21 protein-coding genes are annotated in these 23,552 nt (G+C 57.9%); 11 read left to right on the top strand and 10 right to left on the bottom strand.

The window, feature by feature from the left end; translation table 11 throughout:
- The first annotated feature begins 2 nt into the window (after positions 1-2).
- Together ACOTWU_RS09830 and ACOTWU_RS09825 are read left to right on the top strand one after the other, a co-directional pair.
- Complete coding sequence (locus ACOTWU_RS09830; protein WP_017383871.1) at positions 3-389, top strand: VOC family protein; 387 nt, start codon at positions 3-5, stop codon at positions 387-389.
- A 179-nt stretch (positions 390-568) separates the two neighbouring features.
- The gene (locus ACOTWU_RS09825; RefSeq protein ID WP_017383872.1) at positions 569-1,186 is read left to right on the top strand and encodes a response regulator transcription factor; all 618 of its coding nucleotides are present in this window, start codon (positions 569-571) and stop codon (positions 1,184-1,186) included.
- Positions 1,187-1,189: 3 nt separating this feature from the next.
- Here the strand turns inward: ACOTWU_RS09825 and ACOTWU_RS09820 are convergent, their stop codons facing one another.
- From ACOTWU_RS09820 to ACOTWU_RS09800, 5 genes are all read right to left on the bottom strand, one after another.
- Positions 1,190-6,775 (bottom strand): trifunctional serine/threonine-protein kinase/ATP-binding protein/sensor histidine kinase, encoded by a 5,586-nt coding sequence (locus ACOTWU_RS09820; RefSeq protein ID WP_126498718.1) that lies wholly within the window; start codon positions 6,773-6,775, stop codon positions 1,190-1,192.
- Positions 6,776-6,784: 9 nt separating this feature from the next.
- On the bottom strand, positions 6,785-7,165 hold the full coding sequence (locus ACOTWU_RS09815; protein WP_023295862.1) for a response regulator transcription factor: 381 nt from the start codon (positions 7,163-7,165) through the stop codon (positions 6,785-6,787).
- 23 nt (positions 7,166-7,188) lie between these two features.
- On the bottom strand, positions 7,189-7,449 hold the full coding sequence (locus tag ACOTWU_RS09810; RefSeq protein WP_003863056.1) for a XapX domain-containing protein: 261 nt from the start codon (positions 7,447-7,449) through the stop codon (positions 7,189-7,191).
- A complete protein-coding gene (locus ACOTWU_RS09805) occupies positions 7,446-7,667 on the bottom strand; it encodes a DUF1427 family protein (protein WP_017383875.1) in 222 nt (73 codons plus the stop codon). The genes ACOTWU_RS09810 and ACOTWU_RS09805 overlap by 4 nt, the downstream gene beginning before the upstream one ends.
- 61 nt (positions 7,668-7,728) lie before the next feature.
- Complete coding sequence (locus ACOTWU_RS09800) at positions 7,729-8,415, bottom strand: isochorismatase family protein (protein ID WP_252049372.1); 687 nt, start codon at positions 8,413-8,415, stop codon at positions 7,729-7,731.
- 220 nt (positions 8,416-8,635) lie between these two features.
- On the opposite strand from ACOTWU_RS09800, the gene ACOTWU_RS09795 reads away from it, so the two are divergent.
- Genes ACOTWU_RS09795 through ACOTWU_RS09780 form a run of 4 tightly spaced genes read left to right on the top strand, consistent with a single transcriptional unit; the run spans position 8,636 to position 13,382 of the window.
- Entirely contained in the window at positions 8,636-10,507 is a 1,872-nt protein-coding gene (locus ACOTWU_RS09795) for an amidohydrolase (RefSeq protein ID WP_023295861.1), read from the top strand.
- Complete coding sequence (locus ACOTWU_RS09790) at positions 10,507-10,914, top strand: DoxX family protein (protein WP_023295860.1); 408 nt, start codon at positions 10,507-10,509, stop codon at positions 10,912-10,914. Before ACOTWU_RS09795 ends, ACOTWU_RS09790 begins: the two co-directional genes overlap by 1 nt.
- Entirely contained in the window at positions 10,911-12,530 is a 1,620-nt protein-coding gene (locus ACOTWU_RS09785) for an MFS transporter (protein ID WP_023303025.1), read from the top strand. The genes ACOTWU_RS09790 and ACOTWU_RS09785 overlap by 4 nt, the downstream gene beginning before the upstream one ends.
- Positions 12,531-12,560: 30 nt before the next feature.
- Positions 12,561-13,382 carry an alpha/beta fold hydrolase gene (locus ACOTWU_RS09780; RefSeq protein ID WP_023295858.1) on the top strand — a complete coding sequence of 274 codons (822 nt, stop codon included), beginning with the start codon at positions 12,561-12,563 and terminating at the stop codon, positions 13,380-13,382.
- Positions 13,383-13,421: 39 nt separating this feature from the next.
- Here ACOTWU_RS09780 and ACOTWU_RS09775 read toward each other — a convergent pair whose 3' ends face one another.
- Both ACOTWU_RS09775 and ACOTWU_RS09770 read right to left on the bottom strand, forming a co-directional pair.
- On the bottom strand, positions 13,422-14,816 hold the full coding sequence (locus ACOTWU_RS09775; RefSeq protein WP_126498719.1) for an MFS transporter: 1,395 nt from the start codon (positions 14,814-14,816) through the stop codon (positions 13,422-13,424).
- A gap of 45 nt (positions 14,817-14,861) precedes the next feature.
- A complete protein-coding gene (locus ACOTWU_RS09770; protein ID WP_126498720.1) occupies positions 14,862-15,950 on the bottom strand; it encodes a cellulase family glycosylhydrolase in 1,089 nt (362 codons plus the stop codon).
- A gap of 185 nt (positions 15,951-16,135) precedes the next feature.
- Between ACOTWU_RS09770 and ACOTWU_RS09765 the strand changes: the two genes are divergently transcribed.
- Positions 16,136-17,143, top strand: a complete 1,008-nt coding sequence (locus ACOTWU_RS09765) for a LacI family DNA-binding transcriptional regulator (RefSeq protein WP_126498721.1) — start codon at positions 16,136-16,138, stop codon at positions 17,141-17,143.
- On the opposite strand, the gene fosA is transcribed toward ACOTWU_RS09765, so the two are convergent.
- Positions 17,129-17,554 (bottom strand): FosA/FosA2 family fosfomycin resistance glutathione transferase, encoded by a 426-nt coding sequence (gene fosA / locus ACOTWU_RS09760; RefSeq protein ID WP_023303023.1) that lies wholly within the window; start codon positions 17,552-17,554, stop codon positions 17,129-17,131. The genes ACOTWU_RS09765 and fosA overlap by 15 nt on opposite strands.
- Before the next feature lie 184 nt (positions 17,555-17,738).
- On the opposite strand from fosA, the gene ACOTWU_RS09755 reads away from it, so the two are divergent.
- The 3 genes from ACOTWU_RS09755 to ACOTWU_RS09745 all read left to right on the top strand — a co-directional run bounded on the left by ACOTWU_RS09755 (position 17,739) and on the right by ACOTWU_RS09745 (position 20,440).
- Positions 17,739-18,290 carry a hypothetical protein gene (locus ACOTWU_RS09755; protein WP_220719586.1) on the top strand — a complete coding sequence of 184 codons (552 nt, stop codon included), beginning with the start codon at positions 17,739-17,741 and terminating at the stop codon, positions 18,288-18,290.
- Between the two features lie 200 nt (positions 18,291-18,490).
- Positions 18,491-19,495, top strand: coding sequence for a tryptophan--tRNA ligase (trpS, locus tag ACOTWU_RS09750; protein ID WP_126498723.1), 1,005 nt, complete (start codon positions 18,491-18,493; stop codon positions 19,493-19,495).
- A gap of 573 nt (positions 19,496-20,068) precedes the next feature.
- Positions 20,069-20,440: a hypothetical protein gene (locus ACOTWU_RS09745; RefSeq protein WP_126498724.1), complete on the top strand. Its 372-nt coding sequence runs from the start codon at positions 20,069-20,071 to the stop codon at positions 20,438-20,440.
- Positions 20,441-20,498: 58 nt separating this feature from the next.
- On the opposite strand, the gene ACOTWU_RS09740 is transcribed toward ACOTWU_RS09745, so the two are convergent.
- Positions 20,499-20,966, bottom strand: coding sequence for a SymE family type I addiction module toxin (locus ACOTWU_RS09740; protein WP_126498725.1), 468 nt, complete (start codon positions 20,964-20,966; stop codon positions 20,499-20,501).
- A 301-nt stretch (positions 20,967-21,267) separates the two neighbouring features.
- On the opposite strand from ACOTWU_RS09740, the gene ACOTWU_RS09735 reads away from it, so the two are divergent.
- Positions 21,268-22,137, top strand: coding sequence for a phosphorothioated DNA-binding restriction endonuclease (locus ACOTWU_RS09735; RefSeq protein ID WP_126498726.1), 870 nt, complete (start codon positions 21,268-21,270; stop codon positions 22,135-22,137).
- A 180-nt stretch (positions 22,138-22,317) separates the two neighbouring features.
- Here ACOTWU_RS09735 and ACOTWU_RS09730 read toward each other — a convergent pair whose 3' ends face one another.
- Positions 22,318-23,325, bottom strand: coding sequence for a restriction endonuclease (locus tag ACOTWU_RS09730; RefSeq protein WP_000528271.1), 1,008 nt, complete (start codon positions 23,323-23,325; stop codon positions 22,318-22,320).
- Positions 23,326-23,552 lie beyond the last annotated feature (227 nt).

Raw genomic sequence — 23,552 nt, 5'->3', positions numbered from 1 at the left:
TTATGAATATTGCACATGTCGCACTCTGGACCCGCAGCCTGGACGCGCAGGTTCAGTTCTGGGAAACGGTGTTTGGCGGCCGCAGTAATGACCGCTACGTCAGCAAAAATCGTCCGGGGTTTAAATCTCACTTTATTACCCTGGATGACGGGCCGACCATCGAGCTGATGACGCTGCCGGGCCTGCCCAGTGCACCTTCGCACCCGGAATTTGTCGGCTGGGCGCATATCGCCATCAACGTCGGCAGCAAAGCGCAGGTGGACAGTATGGCAGCGCAGGCGCAGGCAAGCGGCTCCCTGCTCAGCGCCCCGCGTATGACCGGGGACGGTTTCTATGAAGCGGTGATTGCGGACCCGGACGGCAACCGTATTGAGCTTGTCGGTGCATAAAAACAGCGTTTCGTTCCTTCATCGCCTCCGCTCCAGCTCGCTATACTTCATATGGTTATCATATTGCTAAATGATAATGATATTTAATGTGTTAAGATGAAAGTCAGCATAAACAGTCTCTTACGTAGCCATAGTGACTGTTTACATCCTCGACATTTAAATCAACACCGGGGCGGTGAATGGAACACATTGTTTATGTGGTTGATGACGATGACACAGTCAGACAGTCCGTTGTCAGGCTGCTGGAATCCGCGGATATACACGCCCTTGGCTTTTCCTCAGCAGAAGCCTTTCTCAGCCATCCCTTTGAGGATCTGCCCTCCTGCGTGATCCTCGATATGCAAATGCCCACGATAACCGGGTTTGATGTCGCAGATGCGCTGAAAGACAGCGGGCGGGAAATACCGATCATCTTTCTCACCGGCCACGGCACCATCCCTATGTCCGTCCGGGCGATCAAAGGCGGGGCCTACGAATTTCTCACTAAGCCCGTTGAATCCAGCGCGCTCATTGGCTCCATCGAATCCGCGCTCAGGCTGGCACAGCACAACGCCGCCCGCGTCAAAGAGCACTACGCCCTGAAACAGCGCCATCTGTCCCTCACGCCGCGCGAGCATGAGGTGCTTGAGCTGGCCGTCAGCGGCAAGCTCAACAAGCAGATCGCCGCCGAGCTGGGCGTCAGTGAGATTACGGTGAAAGTGCACCGCCGCCGGGTGATGGAGAAAATGCAGGTCCGCTCCGTGGCTGAACTGGTCAGGGCCGTCGAGCGCCTGACCAAACATCAGCCAGCGGAATAAACGTTACATCTCCTGTCCGGCAAGCGGCAACGCGAAGGTAAACACCGTGCCGTACGGCTCTCTGCGGCGCGCGCTCAGTTTCCCCCGGTGCCGTTCAATGATGCTGGCGCTGATGGTCAGCCCCATGCCCATTCCCTGCGCTTTGGTCGAATAGAACGAGTCAAAGATCCGCTCGGTGAGCTCCGGCTCAATGCCGCTGCCGGTATCGGCGATCTCAAAGATCACCTTCCCCTCAGCGCAGTTCGCGGTGGCGATCGTGATGCTGCACGGGCGATCCGTCACTTCCGCCATCGCTTCCATCGCATTCATCACCAGGTTAAGCAACACCTGCTGGATCTGCACGCTGTCGCCGATGATAAAGCTGTCGTCAGCGTTCAGAAGATAATCAACGCTTATGTGTCGCAGCTCAAGTTCGCTGCGGGAAAGCATAATGATGTGGTGGATCAGGAAGTGCAGATCGATTCGCGTAAACGTGGGGTCCTGTTTGCGCGTCAGAGACTGAATGCTGCGGATGATCTCCCCTGCCCGCTCGCCCTCGGCGGCGATCTCCTCCAGCCCCTCGCGCACTTTGTCCAGCCGCGCCGGATCGCGGTTGAGCCAGCGCAGGCTCGCGCCGGCGTTCGAGACAATCGACATCAGCGGCTGGTTGATCTCGTGCGCGATCGAGGAGGTCAGTTGCCCGACGGTAGTGGCTCGTGAGACCCGCGCCAGATCCGCCTGCGCCACCCGCATCGCATCCTCCGCCGCCCGCTGGCTGGTGATGTCGGTAATGATGCCGTAATACTCATTCACCTCGCTGCCCACCCCCACCGGATCGCCAATCCCGAGGATGTAACGAACGGAGCCGTCGGTGCGGATGATGCGAAACTCCGCGCGCATCGACAGCCCGTCACGCACGCTCTGATTAACGAGGGTGCTGATCCGGCCATAATCATCCTCATGCACGAAGGTCAAAAACTCCGCCATTGAGATCATCTTTTGCTGCTCCGGCAGGCCAAGGATACGGGCGTATTCTTCGGACATAAACATCAGATCCTGCACCAGTTCCCAGCGCCAGCTGCCGGTATGGCTGATCTGCTCGCCCAGCATCAGTGAGGTCTGGCTGGCGCGCAGCTCTTTCTCCACCCGTCGGCGCTGGATGTTTTCCGCCAGCAGCTCGGCGTAGAGCCGCGCCGTCTCCAGCGAAACCGCCGCCTGCGCGCCTAGCAGGCTGACCACGCGCGAATGTTCGGCGGTAAACACCTCCGGCATCAGGCGGTTTTCCAGATACAGAATCCCCACCAGCCGCGCCTGTTTGAACATCGGCACGCACATCACGGCGGCGCCGGACGTCACCAGATACGGATCCTGGCTGAACGGGTGGAACTCCTCCGGTTTGCCGGTGCGGATCTCCTGCCCGGTGCGGATCACCGCGGCCAGCACCGACAGCGGCATGTCCGTCGCCATCGGTGACGCTTTCAGGATGCGCACCCGCACGCCGTCGGTACTGGTCCAGGCGCTGGCTTCAATCTCCGGGATGTGATTATCGCTGACACGCAGCAGCAGGCCACGCTGCGCCCCGGCCCGTTCAAGCAGCAGCGTCATCAGGTTTTCGATTAAACGTTCAAGGTTGATCTCTTCGGATAAGGCGCGTGAGGCTTTGATGACGCTCTGTAAATCGCGGATCACCTCGTTCTGGGCAAACGCCGCCGTGTCATACGCGCGGCTCTGCCCGGAGGCCAGCAGATGGGGGAAATCCTGCTCCAGCTGGCGCACCTTGGCCTGCGCCCCGACGCGCCCCCAGGCGGCAATCGCGCCGCGGAAATGGGCGTCGGAGGCGGTCGGGTAGCCGCAGGCCAGCGAGAAACGCCCGGCCAGCTCGTGCGCCAGGGCATTGATCGGGTTAAACCCGCCCTCCCGCGAGAGTCGCACCGCTTTTTCATACTGCTCCAGCGCGATGCTGTTCATGCCGTCCAGACGGACGATTTCGGCATAAATCAGCGCCTCTTTATCGGCAAATGTGCCCGGATTGATCCGCGCCCAGAGGGCAATTTTGTCGTAATGGTGATGAATACTGCGGCGATAATCCGCCGAAAAGGTTTCCGGCGTGAGCTGGCGGGAGAGCGCCAGCGCGCTGTAAAAATGGTAATCCAGCAGATGAATATGACCCGGCGCGGACCACGCATACCAGCCCGCCATTTCTAAATCCGCCTGTGCGTCGGCGTATTCGCCGCAGGAAAAGTGCGCCATCCCGCGATAGAGCCAGTACCAGAAGAGCATGGTCGAGGTCTGCTCGGGCGCCTGCTCCGGCGGCGCGGGCAGCAGATCGTCAGGCAGCGCCTGGGCGGCGCTCCATGGGCCCGTCACCGGCGTGCGTAAAAACTCCACGTAGCGGCGCTGAATGTGCAGAACGGTTTCAATGTCCTGGTAATCCGTTTTGCGCACAAAGGCCAGACCGCGATCGATGCTGGTCAGCACGCCATCCAGATGATCGCCCCGGGAGAGGAAGTTAATGATCTGATGACAGGCCGCGAAGCAGGCCATCGTCATGTCGCCGTGGGTCACCGCTGAGGTAAAGCAGGCCTTGGCGCACTCGATAGTGTACGACAGCGGCTGGGTCCAGACGCTGAGCTGGTCGAGCGGCAGCAGAGTTTTGGCTTCATAGGCATCATAGCCGTGGCGGTTCACCAGCTCACGAGCCAGCGTGCCGTACTCAAACCCGAGACGGTATTCGGCGTAGCGGTGGCCAATCAGCACGCCAAACCAGGCCATCGCCGTGGTGGAAGCACCGGTTATGCCGTGATCGAGCGTGAGGTGCATCATCCGGCACAGGAGTAAAAAGTGCAGGCGCGGGCAGGTAAAGCTGGCGAAAATACTGGCGCTGTAAAGCAGGTTCATCACCGCTTCGGTCTCTGCGTTCTCCATCAGCTTAAGCTGAGAAAACGGGTTCTGCGGCGCGTCGGCGGTGCGTTGACAGAACTGCTGCCAGGCCTCGTCACATTCGGCATTTTCCGGGTAGCGGCTGATCTGGATCCCGAACACGCCCAGCCAGCATAACGACGCCTCCAGCGCCAGGCGGATCTCCGACTGGCGCATATGAACTTCCGCCAGCAGGTTGGCGGCCAGCGCTTTCTCCGTCAGCCCGCCCGGTGAACCGAGGATCGCATCGCACAGCGCACGCGTGCGCTCCAGGTGTCCGAGCGCAAACTCACAGCCCGCCTCTTCGATATCCAGCATAAAGTCCGAGACCGGGCCCGCATTCCCCAGCGCTCTGGCGGTCTGGATATAGCTTAAGGCGGAAAGGTAATCGCCGGTACGCTTCGCACGCCGCGCGGCCTGAAGGCTCAGCTCCCGGAATCGCTGCCGCTGGGGTGCAGGCTGGATGCAGTCCAGCGCGGCGCTGACGTGGTGAACCGCGCGGAACAGCAGTTCGTTGCCCGCCGTCTGCCGCGCGGCATCCGCCAGCAGGCTGGCGGTGGTCAGGTGCAGATGGCTTTTCTCGCCCTCATCCAGCAGGGCAAAGGCGGCTTCCTGCACCCGATCGTGGGTAAAAGCGTACTCTTTCTCCGTCAGCACAATCAGCTGAGCGGTCACCGCCGGATGAAGCGCATAGCGGATTTCCGCCGCCGACCGCCCCACCACGCGGCACAGCATCTCCAGCTCGCCCGTGCAGCCGAGGCAGGCGATGCTGCCCAGCAGGCGGCGCGTCTCGTCGGGCATCTCCTTGAGCTGTTCAAGCACCAGCGTCACCACGTTCTCGGTGTAGTGCCGGGCGCGGATGGCCTGGAGATCGTAATGCCATTTCCCCTGATATTTGTTGTGCACCACCAGTCCGTCATCGACGATGCGGCGTAAAAATTCCTGCACGAACAGCGGGTTGCCGCCGGTTTTTTCATGGATCAGCGTGGCAAGATCGGTGGTACCGGTACTGCGGGCATGAAAAATCCCCCCGAGCCAGCGCGCCACGGCCTTCACCGACAGCGGCTGCGGCACGATCGTCGTGGCGTGTTGCGCCGCCTCTGGCAGGCTCGCCAGCGCGGTCTGCAAGGTGGGCTCAGAAAGCGAACTGAGATCGCGGTGCGCCACCACCACCAGCAGCGGGATGGCGCCGCAGGCGCGCAGCAGGTGATCGAGCGTTTGCAGGCTGGCGGCGTCGATCCACTGCACATTATCCAGCAGCAGCACCAGCGGCGCGCCCTGGGTGGCGAAGGTTTTCACCAGCGCCAGCACCATATGGCTGAAGCGCGCCCGCGCGTCGATGGAAAAGGTATCCGCAGAGAAACGCGGTTTGTTCTCTAGGAGTAAATTCAGCTCCGGCACCAGGCTGACGGCCAGCTCCTCGAAGCCTTCCAGCGCGCGCGACAGACGGATTTTCCACGTCGCTACCTCCCCGGCTGGCAGCCCGAGCAGGTGCAGCGTGAGCGTCCGAAACGCCGAACTCAGCACGCCGTAGGGCAGCGTGGGAGAATATTGATCGACCTTGCCCACCGCCAGCAGCACCTTGCGCTGTTGCAGCGATTTCAGCGTGGTGGCGATCACGGAAGATTTGCCGATCCCCGAAGGCCCCCCAATCGTCACCAGTTCCGGCGCACCGCTCTGGCTGACCCGCTCAAACGCGGCGATGACGTCGCTGGCCTGCGGATGCGCAGAGAAAAGCGAATCGGCAAGATGGATCGCCGGAGAGCGATCCTGCTGGCCGGGAATAAAGTCGACGATCTCACCTTCGGCGGTCAGCGTCGCCTGGCAGCGCCTGAGGTCGGCAATCAGCCCGTCGACGGTCTGATAGCGATTCTCCGGATTCTTCTCCAGCAGCTTAAGGATAATGGTCGACAGCATGCCGGGTACGTCCGGGCGCACCCGCCCCGGCGCAAGCGGCTCAGAGGCAATGTGGTAATGCGCCCAGTTGGTCTGGTCATCAGCGCTCAGTTCAAACGGCAATCGCCCGGTCAGAAGTTCATAAAGCACGATACCCAGACTGTAGAGATCGCTCCGGCTGTCGACGGCGCGCCGGGTACGCGTGGTGTGTTCCGGTGACATGTAGGCGGGCGTGCCGCCAGACGCGGCAAGCCGGGACTGGGAGAACGCGTCGGAGGTGCCGCAGGAAAGACCGAAGCTGCAAAGACGGCAGGTGGCGTCGTGATGAACGAAGAACGCCCCGGGTTTGATATCGCCGTGGATCAGGTTGTGCAGATGCATCTGGCGCAGGGGACCGCAGATGCGGATCGCCATTTCGATAAAGCGGGCGATCCCGGAAATCGCCTTACCTGCCCGGCACGCCAGCAGTTCAAAGCAGAACGGCGCGTAGACCAGCGCAAAACGTCCGCGGTACTGGGTTGAAGCGACGGGCCGGATAGCCCAGCCGTCATGAAGCCGGTCGCGCAGGGCAAACTCGTTTTTCAGCAGCCGCGTTGCCCGCTCCTCTTCTTCATCGCTGACCGCGGTGGCAATAATAAACGAACCGCCGGACTGGGGATGCCGCCCGTTCATCCAGGAGATGCCGCCCTCCTGCGCCAGCACGGTAAAAATGACATCCTCTTTCAGAACAAAAGCCCGCCCTTCATGGAGACTTCCCCGGGCGGGCCAAAATGCAGGCGACGTATGTTCGTTCATCCGCGATCCTTATTGTCGGCGGGTCAGCTCCCGCTGAATATGATCCAGCAGAATATCGATGTTAATCGGCTTACGCAAAAATGCAGCGGCGCCCAGACTGAGTGCATACCGCTGCATATTTTCATCAGCATGGCCGGAGATAAACAGTATTGGCGGTGGCGGCATGGCCAGCAACCGCAGCTTCTCAAACAGCTCGATGCCGTTCATGCCGCGTAGCTTGATGTCGGTGATCACCAGCGACGCGCCGGACAGGGCGAGAGGGTGGCTCAAAAACACCTCTGCCGAATCGAAGGTATCGGTAGCATACCCTTCCGATTGCAGCAGGTTACTGAGCCCGCTGCGAACAGAGCGTTCGTCATCAATGATGGCAATGCGCCACGGCAGCGTCATGCTGTCTTTCCTCAAACAAATCGTTACGCGTCGCGGCTTTCCTTCGCGGGCGCTGGGGGCGCGGTACCGCTGATCTTCGGTACGCATTCATGACGAAACCAGGCCAGGGTCAACGGTTCGCGGCTCACCAGACGCCGTCCGATGGGGATCAGCTGTTCACCCACCAGCATGCCGAACAGGCCAAGCAGCGCGACGACCGGCGGCGCCGGGGAATGCACGTCGAGCAGGGCGTAAAGTACCCCAGCCGCGACCCCGCACACCAGCGAAATAATCCAGGCCTTCATGATGACGCTCCGGACAGGTGCTGAACGTGGGGAACCGTCACCTGCACGCCCGCGGGATTGTCGCGGGATAAAAGATGACGCATCGCCTGTTCCCCCGCCAGCATCCCCAGCAGGCCAATCAGCGCCAGCGCGGGCGGCGCGGGGGAACGCACCTTCAGCACGGCATACATCAGGCCAATCAACACGCCTGCCGCGAGGGATATCAACCCTGTACTCATTGTGAACTCCAGAGAAAAAGGCAGCGGCGAGCCGGATGAGGGACCAGCCCGCCAGCGGGACTTAGCGTGCCGGAACCGGCGCTAAGGTGCGGTGCTCGCTCTTCTGACGAGACGGCGCTTTGTGCACCATGGTGTAGGCGTAATCCACACCCATTCCGTAGGCGCCGGAGTGCTCGCGCACGATATCCATCACCGCGGTGTAGGTCTCTTTGCGCGCCCAGTCACGCTGCCACTCCAGCATCACCTGCTGCCAGGTCACCGGGATCACGCCCGCCTGGATCATGCGCTGCATCGCGAAGTCGTGGGCTTCTTTGGAGGTGCCGCCGGAGGCGTCTGCCACCATATAAATTTCGTAGTCGCCTTCCAGCATCGCGCACAGGGCAAAGCTGTTATTGCACACTTCGGTCCACAGGCCCGCGACAACCACCTTCTTCTTGCCGTTGGTCTTCAGCGCGTCGCGCACCTTCTGGTCGTCCCAGGAGTTCATGGAGGTACGCTCCAGAATGTCCTGGCCCGGGAACACGTCCAGCAGCTCCGGATAGGTATTGCCGGAGAAGCTTTCGGTCTCAACGGTGGTGATGATGGTTGGGATGTTGAACACCTTAGCCGCTTTCGCCAGCGCCACGGTGTTGTTTTTCAGCACCTGGCGGTCAATAGACTGCACGCCGAACGCCATCTGTGGCTGGTGATCGATGAAGATGATCTGACCGTTGGCAGGGGTTAAGACTTCGAGCTTAGAAGTGGTCATAAGATTATCCAGTGAGGTTAAAGGTTAAAATCGCCGCGAACAGCACGCCGATAAAATCGCGTTCATCCTATGACCCACAGCGCTGTGGTGTAATTATCTCTTCGTATAGTTAACCTTAGGTATAGTTATACTTTGGTATACCTATCCTATTGTATAACTGGATCTTTGCCGAAACCGGTTCCCATAATCCTGACCATTCCCCTCTTAGTCTGGAGCTATTATGGTTACCCTCGGTAAAGCCGATCTCATTCTGGTTAACGGCCAGTTTCACACCGTCGATCGCGAGAATCCTGTCGCGGAAGCCGTTGCCGTGCGCGACGGAAAATTTCTGGAAGTGGGTACCGTCGCCGAGGTGATGCAACACCACTGCGACGGCACTAAGGTGGTCGACTTAAAAGGCCACACCGCCATCCCCGGCCTGAACGACTCGCACCTGCACCTGATCCGCGGCGGCCTGAACTACAACCTCGAGCTGCGCTGGGAAGGCGTGCCGTCCCTGGCCGACGCCCTGCGGATGCTAAAAGGGCAGGCCCTGCGCACGCCGTCGCCCCAGTGGGTGCGCGTGGTGGGCGGCTGGAGCGAGTTCCAGTTCGCCGAGCGCCGCATGCCGACCCTCGACGAAATTAACGACGCCGCGCCTGACACCCCGGTGTTTATCCTCCACCTGTACGACCGCGCCCTGCTCAACCGCGCCGCGCTGAAGGTGGTCGGCTACACCAAAGACACGCCAAACCCGCCGGGCGGGGAGATCCAGCGCGACGCCAACGGCAACCCGACCGGAATGCTTATTGCCCGTCCGAACGCCATGATTTTGTACGCCACGCTGGCGAAAGGGCCGAAGCTGCCGCTGGAGCAGCAGGTCAACTCCACGCGCCAGTTCATGCGCGAGCTGAACCGTCTGGGGCTGACCAGCGCCATCGACGCGGGCGGCGGCTTCCAGAACTACCCGGAAGATTACGAGGTGATTGCCGAGCTGCACGAGAAAAAGCAGATGACCATCCGCATCGCCTACAACCTGTTTACCCAGCGTCCGGGCCACGAGCTGGAAGACTTTGAAAAATGGACCGATATGCTTACGCCGGGCCAGGGCAGCGATTTCTTCCGCCACAACGGCGCGGGCGAGATGCTGGTCTTCTCCGCCGCCGATTTTGAAGACTTCCTCGAGCCGCGCCCGGATCTCGCGCCGGGCATGGAGGACGAGCTGGAGCGCGTAGTGCGCCATCTGGTGGAGCACCGCTGGCCGTTCCGCCTGCACGCCACTTACAACGAATCCATCAGCCGCATGCTGGACGTGTTCGAGAAGGTGAACCGTGACATTCCGTTCAACGGGCTGCACTGGTTCTTCGACCACGCCGAAACCGTGTCGCAGGCCAACATTGACCGCATCAAAGCACTCGGCGGCGGTATTGCCGTGCAGCACCGCATGGCCTTCCAGGGGGAATACTTTGCCGAGCGCTACGGCATCGAAGCCACCCGCCACACGCCGCCGGTGGCAAAAATGCTCGAGACCGGCGTGCCGGTGGGCCTGGGAACGGACGCCACCCGCGTGGCGAGCTATAACCCATGGACCGCGCTCTACTGGCTGGTCTCCGGCCGCACCGTTGGCGGGATGCAGATGTACGATCACAGCGCCCGTCTGGATCGCGATACCGCCCTGATGCTCTGGACCCAGGGCAGCGCGTGGTTCTCCAGCGAGCAGAACCAGAAGGGGCAGATCAAAGCGGGCCAGCTCGCGGATCTGGCGGTGCTCAGCAAAGATTACTTCCGCGTGCCGGAGGAGGAGATCAAGGGCATCGAGTCCGTCCTCACCGTGGTGAACGGCGATATCGTCTATGCCGCAGGCGCTTTTGGCCCACTCGCGCCGCCCGCCATTCCGGTCCTGCCCGAGTGGTCCCCGGTGGTGAAGGTGCCGGGCCACTACCGCAGCGCGCCGCCGCAGGCCGCACGCGTGGGTATGAGTATGGCTCACCACTGTAGCGGCCCGTGCGGGGTTCACAACCACCAGCATGACTTTGCCCGCACGTCAGAGATGCCGGTATCCGACGATAACGCTTTCTGGGGTGCGCTGGGTTGCAGCTGCTTTGCATTCTGATGAAACAAAATGACGCTTCGCCCCGGATCGATCCGGGGCTGTTCTTTCTGCGCCTGACCGGCAGTCTGCTGCTGCTTTACGTGCACGGTCTGCCGAAGGTGCTGCACTTCAGCGAAGAGCTGACGCGCATCGAAGATCCGTTTGGTTTTGGGCCGTATGCCAGTCTGATCCCGGCGATCGTCGCCGAGGTGATCTGCCCGCTGTTTATCATTGCGGGGATTTACACCCGCCTGGCGTGCCTGCCGATTATCGCCGTGCTGCTGGTGGCGATGCTGGCGGTCCACCCGAACTGGTCGATTGCCGAGGGGCAGTTTGGCTGGCTGCTGCTGATTATCTTCACCACCCTCGCCCTTACCGGGCCGGGCCAGTGGCGAGTGCAGCGTAAAACAACGGAGAGGTTCGCATGACCCAGGTAAACGACGTTCGCGACGCACACGTCGAGACGACGCCCGCCCCCGCGGTTTCACCCTGGCAGCCGCTGAGCCAGCCGGTGTTCCGCATGCTGTGGATCGCCACGGTGGTCTCTAACGTCGGCTCATGGATGAGCGACGTCGGTATCAACTGGAGCATGCTGACGCTCAGCGCCGATCCTTTAGATATCGCGCTGGTGCAGGCGGCGAGCAGCCTGCCGATGTTCCTTTTCGCCCTGCCGTCCGGGGTGATGGCGGACATCGTTGATCGACGTAAATACCTGCTCTTCTCCCAGCTGTGGGTGTTCATTGCCGCCGCCGGGCTGACGCTGCTCTCTTTTACCGGACACGTCACCCCCACCGTTCTGCTGGCGGCGACATTTCTGCTGAGCGTGGGTGCGGCCATGAGTTCGCCGCCGTTTCAGGCGATTGTCCCTGACCTGGTGAGCAAGCCCGAGCTGGGTTCCGCCGTGGCGCTTAACTCGCTCGGGGTCAATATCAGCCGGGCAATTGGCCCTGCGCTGGGCGGTTTTCTGCTGTCGCTTGCCGGGCCGTGGATGGTGTTTGCCCTGAACGCGCTGTCCGTGATGGGCGTGGCGTGGGTGCTGTGGCGCTGGCGTCCGGCACCGTCCGTGCAGCGTTTGCCACCGGAGCACTTCTTCTCTGCGGTGCGCTCCGGGATTCGCTACGTGCACGCCGCGCCGGTGCTGCGCAACGTGCTGGTGCGCACCGTGGCCTTTTTTGTTTTCGGCAGCGCGGGCTGGGCATTGCTGCCGCTGGTGGCGCGCCGCGAGCTGGGCTTAGGCCCGGCGGGCTACGGCGTGATGCTGGCGTGTATCGGCCTTGGCGCCATTGCCGGGGCCATCCTGCTGCCGCGTCTGCGCCAGCGGCTGAACGCCGATCGGCTGATGGTGGCCGCCAGCCTGACGTTTGCGATCACCATGCTGGCGCTGGCATTTGTACGTCACTTTTGGCTGCTAAACTTGTTTGAGTTCTTTACCGGCTTCGCGTGGATTGCGGTGCTCTCCACCCTCAACCTTGGCGCGCAGCGCAGCGCCGCACGCTGGGTAAAAGCCCGGGCGCTGGCGGTGTATCTGACGGTCTTTTTCGGTTCGATGACCGCAGGCAGCGCCGTCTGGGGCCAGATCGCCTCGCAGTTCGGCACTCCGGCTTCGCTGGTTGTCGCCACGCTGGGGATGGTGCTGGCGAGCATGACGGTGTTCCGCTGGAAGCTGGAGAAAGATCCGGATTTAAATCTCGACCTGAGCGGGCAGCCGCTGGACGGGGTGGAGATTGAACTCCCGAACGAGCGTGGCCCGGTGCTGGTCTCGCATGAGTACATCATCGACCCGCAGAACGCGAAAGCGTTTTTGCAGGCCGTGCACGAGCTACGCCGGGTGCGCCGCCGCGCCGGGGCGATGAGCTGGGCGGTGTACGAAGATATTGAACGTCCGGGTCTGTTTATCGAAACCTTCCTGATGGGTTCCTGGATCGAGCATCTGCGCCAGCAGGAGCGCCACACCATGAATGACCTCCTGTTGCAGAGCCGCGTTCTGGCTTTTCATCAGGGCACAACATCACCGGCAATTCGTTATCTGGTCGCGCCGGTCTGAACATAACAATCACCTGTAGAGGAACACACTATGGCAACGTTTAAGGCAAAAGATGGTACGCAGATTTATTACAAAGACTGCGGCGCGGGCAAACCGGTTCTTTTCAGCCACGGCTGGCCGCTGGATGGGGATATGTGGGACAGCCAGCTGAACCACCTGGCCGAGCGCGGCTACCGCACCATCGCCTTTGACCGTCGCGGGTTTGGACGTTCAGATCAGCCGTGGAACGGCTATGACTACGATACCTTTGCATCCGACATTAACGACCTGATCACCACGCTGGATCTGCGCGACGTGACGCTGGTGGGCTTCTCCATGGGCGGCGGCGACGTAACGCGTTACATCAACAACTACGGCAGCGAACGCGTGGCCGGTCTTGCCCTGCTGGGCGCGGTAACGCCCATTTTCGGCAAATCCGAAAGCTACCCGGAAGGGGTCGATCAGAGCGTGTTCAGCGGGATTCGCGACGGACTGCGTAAAGATCGCGCTCAGTTCATCAGCGATTTCGCCACCCCATTCTACGGCACCAACGCCGGGCAGACCGTTTCTGCCGGTGCCCTGACGCAGACGCTGAACATCGCCCTGCTGGCGTCCCTGAAGGGCACCATCGACTGCGTAACCGCCTTCGCCGAAACCGACTTCCGCCCGGATATGGCGAAAATCGACGTGCCGACGCTGGTGATCCACGGCAGCAACGACCAGATCGTGCCGTTTGAAACGACCGGCAAGCTGGCGGCAGAGATGATCAAAAACGCCACGCTGAAAGTGTACGACAACGCGCCGCACGGCTTCGCGCTGACCCACCAGGACCAGCTCAACGAAGATCTGCTGGCGTTTGTGAAGTCGCTGTAAGTCATTACGCGAAGCCTGATGGCGCTTCGCTTATCAGGCCTACAAGGGCTGGTCCTGTAGGCCGGGTAAGGCGCAGCCGCCACCCGGCGCTTTCGCAGACGCATTCCGCTCCGCCAGCAGCCGACAAATCTCCGCATGCTTCTCCTCGGTAAAGTTAAAGCGCGACATAAAGCCCATTCGGATCAGCGAGCCTATCGCCGGTAACAAACAAATGCCGAAGAACAGCCCCGCCAGCACGCTGTCGCTCTGTGACTGCGCCTGCGGCACATAGTCGATCATCGTCAGAAACACGCCGATGAGCCCGCCGCCCACCGCCACCGACATCTTGCCGGTAAAGGTCTGCCCGGAGAAGGTGATCGCCGCGCAGCGCTTGTAGGTGTGATACTCCGCATACTCGATGGTGTCGGCAATCATCGACGAGGTGAGGATGTTGGTCATCATCACGAACAGCGTGCTCAGGCCGAGCAGGATAAACAGCAACGCCGTGTGCTGATAGCCCGTGAACCACATCACCACGCGCACCGCCACGTCCAGCCCGCAGAGGATCATAAACAGATTCCGCTTCTGCATCCGGCGCGTCAGCAGCGGGGCGACCAGGCACAGCACCGCCGCCACTATCCCCATCACGCCAATTGCCATTTGCAGGCTGCCGTCGCCCATATTGTTGATAAAGAAGTAGATATAGAGACCGCCCGCCACGTTATGGAACACGCAGAAAAAAAACGACAGCAGGACGATAAACAGCGGCTTGTTCTGGCGCAGGTTGTGGAAGGTGTCGCGCATCGTCACCTTTTCCGGGCTCGGCGGCACGCGCTCTTTGATCTGCATAAAGCCGTTGAGCATCAGCGGCAGGCCCACCAGCATCATCACCAGCGCCGCCATAAAGTAGCCTTTATCGTTGCTGTACTGGGCAAAGAACGCCGCCAGCTTCGGGAAGAAGATGTTGGCGCAGGCGATCCCGGCGTTCACTCCAAGCATCGCCGCCGTCACCGCGCGGGTGCGCTGGCCGGAGTCGTTGGTCATCACCGATGACATCGACCAGAACGGGATATCGGAGATGGCGTACAGCGTCCCCCACAGGATATACGTCACCCCGGCGTAGAGGATTTTGGTGGTCATGTCCGCTTCGATTTTATAGAACGCCAGCAGGGTGACCCCGGTGATCAGCAGCGGGGCGATCAGTAAAAAGTGGCGAAACTTGCCGAACCGGCTGTTAATGGTGTCCATAATGCTGGCAAACAGCGGATCGTGAACCGCGTCCCACGCGCGGGCAATCAGGAAGATGGTGCTTGCCGCCAGCGCCGAGATCCCCAGCACGTCGGTGTAAAAATAGTTAATAAACGAACCCACTAAACCAAAGCTAAAACACTGACCTAAACCATAGCCAAAGTAAGACCACAACTCGCGAGACGGTATTTTCATTGTCATTGCCATAGTGCGTACCTGGTTGCCCGGCGACAGCGCGCCGGGTCATTATTATCAGCCCTGCGGATTCGGGGCGATTTTGCGCAGCTTCTTCATCAGCGCGATTTCAACGCTTGAGAACGGGATACCGTTCTCCTCAAACACGTCGTGGAACCACAGGCGGCAGTAGTCCGTGGACTCCTTCATCACTACCGGCCACGGCAGCCAGGTCTGGGTTTTACCGCGCACCAGCCCCCACTGATACGGCGCGACCTTCGCCATGTACATCAGCGGGAGCTGCTCTTCGATGGTGCCGCCCACGTGACGCGCCAGCCATTCGGTGCAGAAGATTGGGCGGCCCAGCGCCTGAAGCTGCTGGATAATCGCCGTCATGCGCCCGGTATTGGTGTAGGCGTGGTAGCTCACCACATCTGACAGCGCCAGCGCGGTCTGGTCCAGCGGGTGCTGGTAAAACGTCTCGCCCTCCTCTTCCGCGGGCAGGCGCCACGCGCAGACGGTGAGCGGCTGGGTCGGGTCTTCCTCACGCACCCAGCGGAACGCCTGCTTCATCAGCTCGTGCGCGCAGGTTTCCAGCTTCTCGTCGTACAATACCTCCTCCGTGCCGGTCGCGAAAATGCCGCGGTTGCCCGGCTCGTTATACAGATCCCAGAGCAATACGCGCTTATCCTCGCGGAACTGGCGCACAACGTCGCGGATATAGCGCTCAATCTGTGGCCAGCAGTCGCGATCGCACACCTTATCGCGTCCCGGGCTCGCCGCCGCCTGGCTGTTGTGCTTGCCCGGTACGGGCGGCTTTTGCGGGCCGAGGTACGGCTCGTCGCCGGAGAACCCGCAGTCGTCCATCAGGGTCAGCATGGTGCTGAACCCGTGACCGTCGGCAATCGTCAAAAAGCGGTCGATGCGCGCCATCAGCCCGTCGCGGTCGTGCTCCCAGACGATAAACGGCAGGTTGATGCGCAGGGTGTTATAGCCCGCCTCCGCCGCCCAGCCCAGCTCGCGCTCGATGGTGGCGGCATCGAAGGTCTCTTCCTGCCAGATGTCGGTCCAGTTCACTGCCGTCGACGGCAGATAGTTAAACCCGCACAGCCAGCCTTTTTGCTGATACCACGCCTGTGCCTGCTCCCTGCTCCACTGCTCTTTCATTACGCATCCTCTTGCTGATAATTTTTAGCTAATAAATATTAGTTGCAGAATAAATGCGCAAATCGTGGCGCTCAGAAAAGCGACGCCTCTCACAAAGTTCACGCTTCGATGGATGAGAAACGTGATCGACGGCGCTAAAGCGTGCGGTTAGGGTATGATGCAAATTCGCGAAAGGGAGAGGACGGATGAAGCGAAAAACAAAAGTGACGATGAACGATATTGCGCGGGCGGCAGGGGTGTCGCAGGCGACGGTATCGCTGGTGCTCAACCAGTCCCGCAACATCAAGCTCAGCGATGATACCCGCCAGCGGGTGATTAATGTGGCTACCGAGCTCGGCTACGACCGCCTCCCCGCCGTTCACGCCCCGCACAACCAGGAGGAGATCGCCCTGCTGGTCAGCTCCATGCAGAGCTTCGACCCGTTTATCGACGCCATCAGCCAGGCGCGGGAAGCGGCGTGGCGCAACGAGACCCTGCTCACCGTCTACGACTACGGCGACGACGTGGAGCTGGCCCTGAACATCATCCGCCAGCTGGACAAGCGCAACTGCATCGGGATTATCCTTGCCTCTCCGGTCACGAACGTCGTCGATATGACGGCATTCCAGGACTGCACCCGCATCCCGCTGGTGCTGCTCAACCAGCGCGACCCCGGCTCGCCGCTGCTGCCGTCGTTTATTCCGGACGACTACGCCAACGCTTTCCAGGTTACCAGACACCTCATCGCCTGCGGCGCCACGCGCATCGCCCACATCACCGGCGAGAGCTGGATGGAGGCCTCGCGCCAGCGTCTGGCGGGCTACCAGGCGGCATTACAGCAGGCCGGACTGGCGTGCGACGACGGCCTGGTGCGCCAGACCAACTGGCAGTTCAGCGAGTCCTTTACCGCGACAGCTTCGCTGCTGGAACTGACCGAGCGCCCGGACGCCATCTTCTGCGCCAGCGACTGGCTGGCGATCGGCTGCTACCAGGCGCTGGCGGTGAACGGCGTGCGCATTCCGCAGGATATGCTGCTGGCGGGCTACGACGACCAGAAGATTTCCGAGCAGCTCACCCCGCCGCTGACCAGCATCCAGCTGCCCTACAGCGAGCTGGGACGGCTGGCGGTGGAGTACCTGTGCAATCAGGAAGATGCCGCCACGCACGTGACGCTGGCGGGCAGGCTGAAGGTGCGCGCCTCAAGCCTCGTCTGAGGTAAACACCATGCCCGCGTAGGGCTTCTCGCGACACGCCGCCAGCCGCGCGGCGAGGCTGCCCACGTGCAGCTCCAGCTTGTGCCCGTCCGGGTCGAGAAAATAGAACGACGCCCCCTCGCTTTTGTTCTGCTTCCAGACGGTGACGCCCGCCTGCTCAAGCCTTTGCGAGAACGGTTCAAAATCCTCTTCCGCCACGGTAAACGCGTAGTGGGTGTAGTCGCTCTCCTGCGGCGGCACATACTGGCGCGCCTCGTCGTACGACAGGCAGACCCACAGATCGCCGCAGGTAAGATAGGCCCCGGTATTCCAGCGGGCGTGCAGCGCCAGCCCCAGCAGCTCGTGCCAGAAGGTGACGCTTTTTTGCAGGTCGCTGACCGCGAGGGTCAGGTGGTTGAGTGATTGCAGCATGACGTGCCCCGCATGACTGAAATTTAGTTAATTGATCTTACCTCTACAGAGCCTTTTCAAAAGCATTTCGGAGTAATTTGCATTAAGTGAACTCCATATTTAGCCCCCCCATAATTGACAGCAGTAGATGCAGAGGATCTTGTTATATGATACTCGCTATCATATACCTCGGACATATAACCAAATGAAAAAAATCATAAAATACCGTTTAAGTAATCTTCAGACATTCATAATTTCTTTTTTCTTAATAATTATCGGTTGTAGTATAACGCGGTATACCAGCCTTGAAACCGCATGGCTTTTTTTGTTGGGTGGGCTTTTTTTAGCATTTATATCACTTCTGGAAAGCAAGCGTCTTTCGCGCGTTGAAAAAGGGGTTTCTCTTATTTTCTTTGGGATATTCATGGGATTAGGAATTCCAGAACTGTTCCAAAAAAACTATAAAGACTTAATGACCCCTGATTTCAACGAGAACCTTGCTATATTTACTCAAATGGCTTTTTTTGTTTGTGCCGGAGCCGGAGGAGGTGTACTCGCCAACCATTCTGAGAATATTAAGACGGTCGACGTCACACCAAATACGCAAAATGGAAATGTTGATACAGCATTAAACTATATAAAAATATTGCAAGTAGAAGCCATATCACAGCGTAAAAAGATAGAGCAGTTAAGGTTAGTTATAATCGTGGCTGTAGGCTTGGGTTTGGCAAACCTTATCGTAACCATTTTAAAGTAGAGCAGGATGCAATTGAATTGTTCAATAATTATGATACTGTAGTTCTATGAACATAAACCACGCCGTGCTCACCGTAAACCGCTGGTGGCTGCCTTCTTAAAGGCGGCACGGAGTAGTTTTTCCCATTTTCAGATAGCCGCCGAAAGGCGGCTTTCTCACATCTAAGACCCCTTTCGGCAATTGCACATTAAGGAGTCTTTATGAACGCACCAACCATCCTCACCGGCGACCGCCCAACCGGCCCGCTGCACCTTGGCCACTTCGTCGGATCGCTGCGCCAGCGCGTGGCGCTTCAGCAGACGCACAACCAGTTTGTGCTGATTGCTGACCTTCAGGGGCTAACCGACAACGGCAGCAACCCGCAAAAAATTCGCGACAACATCCCCGAAGTGCTGGCCGACTACCTCGCCGCGGGCATTGACCCGAACCAGACCACGATCTGCCTGCAATCCGCCCTGCCCGCCCTTGCAGAGCTGACGATGCTGTATATGAACATCGTCACCGTCGCCCGCGTGGAGCGTAACCCGACGGTGAAAAACGAGATTGTGCAGAAAGGCTTTGCCCGCTCGCTGCCGGTCGGGTTTATGGCCTACCCCATCAGCCAGGCGGCGGACATCACCGCGTTTAAGGCCGAGTGCGTGCCCGTCGGCGACGACCAGCTGCCGATGATTGAGCAGACCAACGAGATTGTGCACAAGATGAACAGCCTGCTGCCCGCCCCGGTGCTGCGCCACTGCAAGGCGATGCTGAGCGACACCAGCCGCCTGCCCGGCATCGACGGCGGTGCCAAGATGTCGAAATCGCTGGGCAACACGCTGCACCTTTCGGCCAGCGAAGAGACCATTCACCGTGCGGTCAGCGCCATGTACACCGACCCGAACCATCTGAAGGTGAGCGACCCGGGGCAGATTGAGGGGAATGTGGTGTTTACGTACCTCGACGCGTTTCATCCGGACAAGGAGAAAGTGGCGGCGATGAAGGCGCATTATCAGGCGGGCGGGCTGGGCGACAGGGTGTGTAAGAACGAGCTGGAGGCGTGTTTGCAGGAGCTGATTGCGCCGATGCGGGAGCGGAGGGCGATGTATATGCAGGACAAGGGAGAGTTGATGGCGATGCTGAAGCGCGGGACCGAACGGGCGCAGGGGGTGACGCAGGCGACGTTGAGGGAGGTGAAGGTGGGGTTGGGGGTGCCAGTGTTTAGTTAAGTTAGATTTAGCGGTGGAGTGCGTGGTATTGGCATGAAACCGCTAACTTGATTATTGCGGAAATAAGCGAGGAGCAAAAATTCTTAAATGCATTATTAGCTATTGTTGTTTGTCATTCTGTTAAGAGCGCTATATTCATAGATTCTTTATATTTTAAACGTCGCGGCAACTGCTATGAGTAAGTTTATTATTTCCATGCTGAATACGTTACTTTGTGTTTTTGTGATTGTGTTATGCCTCATATGCGTGAGCGTCACTGATAACTGGAAAGAATGCACTATAGTTATAATCATCACTTTAGGATGCGCACATTTCATTGCCGTTTTACTAAATCGTGTATTGCCTCATAAGTTATCTATCTTAGAAGGAATACTGGAATTATTGGGAGGACCACTATTAGTTATAGGCACAATTGTGTGCTTTGATGTATTCGAACCCTAGCCGTTAAAAATCATTGGTATGTTTGCGTGGATTGTTTTGATTTTCTTTGGACCTTCAATAATAAGTCCCAGGCGTTAACTCGATCTACTGATGAATGTCTACGTCATTTCTGTACCAAAGGAATTCGACATAATGCAACCCACTCTTTCGCAGGTCATTGAGGTTGTGCGTCAGTCCTCTGGACATCATCGCAAGCGCATTGATGAGAACACCCTAATCGAAGCCGACCTCGATATATGCGGCATGGATGGCGATGCCCTGATTGAAGAATGCGAGGCAGCGTTTGGCGTTACGCTCGTCACTGAAGAAGATGGCTATGAGAAAACTTTTTCCCTCGCTGAAAACGAGTTTCTTTTAAGCACCGAGGGCATAGATTACTTTGGTATCTGCCGCTTGATTCGCAGGTTGCGAGGCATTCCGGAACCGGTGATACGCGATTTAACCGTTGGCGAGCTTCATGCTGTACTGGTTAAAACTGTGAAAGAACAAGTACATCATGATTGAGTGACTTTTAGCGTAGTGCGGACATGCGCTCTTATGCCCGCACTCGTTAGTCTTAAGTTTAAACAGCCTGCCCACTGCCACGCTTAATCACCGGAACATCACCTGTATCATTTAGCGCTCCCGGAAAGGTCTTCAGCCACTGTGCGACTTTCTGTTTATTGATATTCACCACACTCATTCCTTCCAGGCATCCCCATAATTCTCTTGTATGCTGTGGCGTAATCACGATGCAGTCTTTCATGGCGCGGATTTTTACGGGCATGCCGTTGATAAAACCTGCGCGGGTTAACCATTCGCCGCCCAGAAGAAGATATTTCATGTCTATGCGCGCATACAGTTCGCAGCAGGCGGCGCTGTCCTGCGGCGTTTCCGCGCGAGGATGAATGGGTGCCGCGTTGGGCTGGTTGCCGTGCAGACGGCGGGCGCTGTTTTTGCGTACCAGCTCGCGGTTTTCAATCATGCCGGTGAAAGCGTCTGATTCTGTTTTGAAAACAGTAAACTCTGGCTTAAAATTCGTCGCAGCCATTTTCAACTCCTCATTAGTTGTTTGTGGTTAGCGGTATGGGGGTGTTGCAGCACCTTCATATCGCGAATTCCTCGTTAAATTTTCTTTGATACTTCCTTTTGCCGTTCGGCGTAATTTCTGGTGTTCATTATACAGGGCTGAATATAAATACAGCGGTTTTGGATGGGGTAAATTTGGAATTTGCGAGGAGGATTCAGGAAATAAAGTTCTGTGCGGTAAGGTCATGTTTTTGTTCGTTGCGGGTTGATTGGTCTGGGTTTTGCGAGCATCATCGCAATTATTTACTTTCTTCCGTAACGCGATGGCTTCCAGCAAAACTCTCGAACAGGCAATTGCCGACATCACCATCTGGCGCAAAGGCGAACAGCGTGCGCCGCATAAGCCTTTATTGCTTCTGTACGTGCTGGCGAACTATCAACAGGGGCATGCGAGACTGTTTGATTATGGTACCGAGGTCCATGAGCAGCTACTTAGCCTGTTAGAACGCTTTGGCCCACAGCGGAAAGCACATTATCCGAATATGCCTTTCTGGCGGCTCAGAGGGGATGGATTTTGGGATCTGAAGAATACTGAGTTCTGTTCGACCACTGGCAGTAAGCAACCGCCTGTTAAAGAACTTGTGGAACATAATGTCGCAGGTGGGTTTGATGAAGAACACTTTGCGCTGCTGAATAAGAACAAAAATCTGATCGGCTCGCTGGCGCAGCAGATCCTTGAAGCACATTTTCCGGAAAGCATTCAGGAAGAGATCGCGGATGAGATGGGCTTTAATATTCAGCAAATCCGTAAGGTTCGCGATCCGCTGTTCCGCCAGCAGGTGTTGCGTGCTTATAACTATGAGTGCGCAATCTGCGGATTCAATATGCGGCATGATAACGCCTCTGTTGGACTCGAAGCCGCGCACATTAAATGGAAGCAGTTTGGCGGACCGTGTGAGATCCCGAACGGACTGGCGCTATGTGCGATTCATCATAAGGCGTTTGATAAAGGATCGATTGGGCTGGATGAGAGTATGCGGGTGCTCGTGTCTGAGGCGGTGAATGGGAATGGGATTGTTGGGCGGTTGTTCTGGGATTTTGCTGGGAAGCAGATTGCTTTGCCGGTGGTGAAAGGGAATTATCCAAGAGAGGGGTTTGTGGAGTGGCATCGTAGGGAGGTGTTTAGAGGATGAGTGCGAAGGCCGGACTCGAATTAAACACCTAATAGACTGATATCAATGTTGTTTATAAACAGGGGTAAATAGTTATACCCGCACTTGTACCCACAAGTGAAAATCCGTACAAAAAATAGACATTTCGAGTGGGTATAAAGCCATATCAGTAGAACACCGATATGGCTATCAAAGCAAGATTCAGGCAGGTAGGAAAGTTTTCTTCAGAGGCACCAAAAGTTTAGTCTCGATATCAACTTGCTCGTAGTTCTCAATAAGCGCACGGACGAGATCATCAAGTGTCCAGAGCGTCAGTGGTATCGTCGAACGGTCGGCTTCATATCGAGCATCTTTCGTAAAACCCCCTGTACTGACATAAAGCCCGCGATCGTCTTTATGGCGACCGCCGATAAAGCTGCGTATCTGTTGGCTTCCCATCTGTTCCCTGCGGTGCTTTACCTCAACGATAATACGTGGATTTTCAAAGCCGAATCCATCAGGTGAAGCAATGATATCTTTACCCCGATCGGCTCCCGCTGGTGACACCTGCGTTTTATAGCCCATACTGCGTAAAACTCCGGCAACCAGATTTTGCATCTCGTCCCAATCAAGAGAGTTGATGCGGTCTTTGATACCCTCGAACGCCAGCATTTCCATATCGCGGAGCGGATCAGAAACGACCTCATCTTCATCTATCACAATTGGATTCTGAGTAATTACATCTGCAGTGGGTTTCTTATCCTGCAAAAGCTCTTCTAGAGCATATTCTGGAAGCTGGAAAACCGTCAGCGTGGAGCCCAATGTGTTTTTGGTAGCAACAGACAATCGATCGCGATCGATTTCTTCAGTATTCCATTTAACCTGTCGAGCGATTCCCATCCCCTCTTCTACCCATTCAGGGTGGTACTGGAAATCAGATGTAACCTTACCTAGCAGATAAGTACGATTGGCTGGCGAATAAGTAATAACCCAATCACCCTTTTGGATCTCATTCACAAAACGCCAGACCTGCGATGCACCAGAACGGGCTGTTCCCAGCTTTGTTAAGGGATCTGCCTCCTGGTATAAGGCGAGTAACTGGGCTCGGGACAGGCCGGGTTTGACTAATGGAGCCAGCTGAGACCAACCGATGCCTACAATTTGCTTATCGCGAAAATCGTCATAGAGCTTGCCGCCATCGCCACGAATCATCCACATTCTGTTGCCCATACCAGTCCCTTCATGAGGAAAAGAAATTAAGCTGGATCATAAGCTTGTTCGTCGCATGCGTCAAAACCATCAACAACGACGGCCCAGAATTCCCGGATTGTACTTGCGATAATGTGCCCAGTTAAAATTACAGCGGCTTTGTTGAATAAATCGAACTTTTGCTGAGTTGAAGGATCAGATCACGCATCTTCCCGACAACGCAGACCGTTCCGTGGCAAAGCAAAAGT

The organism is Enterobacter cloacae complex sp. GYL001 (genome assembly GCF_049237125.1).
Lineage (GTDB): Bacteria > Pseudomonadota > Gammaproteobacteria > Enterobacterales > Enterobacteriaceae > Enterobacter > Enterobacter hormaechei_C.
This window is presented reverse-complemented; position numbering and strand designations above follow the sequence as displayed.

Coding starts and splice junctions, on each gene's coding strand:
- ACOTWU_RS09830 (WP_017383871.1), top strand. CDS start 3: ATGAATATTGCACATGTCGCACTCTGGACCCGCAGCCTGGACGCGCAG.
- ACOTWU_RS09825 (WP_017383872.1), top strand. CDS start 569: ATGGAACACATTGTTTATGTGGTTGATGACGATGACACAGTCAGACAG.
- ACOTWU_RS09820 (WP_126498718.1), bottom strand. CDS start 6,775: ATGAACGAACATACGTCGCCTGCATTTTGGCCCGCCCGGGGAAGTCTC.
- ACOTWU_RS09815 (WP_023295862.1), bottom strand. CDS start 7,165: ATGACGCTGCCGTGGCGCATTGCCATCATTGATGACGAACGCTCTGTT.
- ACOTWU_RS09810 (WP_003863056.1), bottom strand. CDS start 7,449: ATGAAGGCCTGGATTATTTCGCTGGTGTGCGGGGTCGCGGCTGGGGTA.
- ACOTWU_RS09805 (WP_017383875.1), bottom strand. CDS start 7,667: ATGAGTACAGGGTTGATATCCCTCGCGGCAGGCGTGTTGATTGGCCTG.
- ACOTWU_RS09800 (WP_252049372.1), bottom strand. CDS start 8,415: ATGACCACTTCTAAGCTCGAAGTCTTAACCCCTGCCAACGGTCAGATC.
- ACOTWU_RS09795 (WP_023295861.1), top strand. CDS start 8,636: ATGGTTACCCTCGGTAAAGCCGATCTCATTCTGGTTAACGGCCAGTTT.
- ACOTWU_RS09790 (WP_023295860.1), top strand. CDS start 10,507: ATGAAACAAAATGACGCTTCGCCCCGGATCGATCCGGGGCTGTTCTTT.
- ACOTWU_RS09785 (WP_023303025.1), top strand. CDS start 10,911: ATGACCCAGGTAAACGACGTTCGCGACGCACACGTCGAGACGACGCCC.
- ACOTWU_RS09780 (WP_023295858.1), top strand. CDS start 12,561: ATGGCAACGTTTAAGGCAAAAGATGGTACGCAGATTTATTACAAAGAC.
- ACOTWU_RS09775 (WP_126498719.1), bottom strand. CDS start 14,816: ATGGCAATGACAATGAAAATACCGTCTCGCGAGTTGTGGTCTTACTTT.
- ACOTWU_RS09770 (WP_126498720.1), bottom strand. CDS start 15,950: ATGAAAGAGCAGTGGAGCAGGGAGCAGGCACAGGCGTGGTATCAGCAA.
- ACOTWU_RS09765 (WP_126498721.1), top strand. CDS start 16,136: ATGAAGCGAAAAACAAAAGTGACGATGAACGATATTGCGCGGGCGGCA.
- fosA (WP_023303023.1), bottom strand. CDS start 17,554: ATGCTGCAATCACTCAACCACCTGACCCTCGCGGTCAGCGACCTGCAA.
- ACOTWU_RS09755 (WP_220719586.1), top strand. CDS start 17,739: ATGAAAAAAATCATAAAATACCGTTTAAGTAATCTTCAGACATTCATA.
- trpS (WP_126498723.1), top strand. CDS start 18,491: ATGAACGCACCAACCATCCTCACCGGCGACCGCCCAACCGGCCCGCTG.
- ACOTWU_RS09745 (WP_126498724.1), top strand. CDS start 20,069: ATGCAACCCACTCTTTCGCAGGTCATTGAGGTTGTGCGTCAGTCCTCT.
- ACOTWU_RS09740 (WP_126498725.1), bottom strand. CDS start 20,966: ATGGCTGCGACGAATTTTAAGCCAGAGTTTACTGTTTTCAAAACAGAA.
- ACOTWU_RS09735 (WP_126498726.1), top strand. CDS start 21,268: ATGGCTTCCAGCAAAACTCTCGAACAGGCAATTGCCGACATCACCATC.
- ACOTWU_RS09730 (WP_000528271.1), bottom strand. CDS start 23,325: ATGGGCAACAGAATGTGGATGATTCGTGGCGATGGCGGCAAGCTCTAT.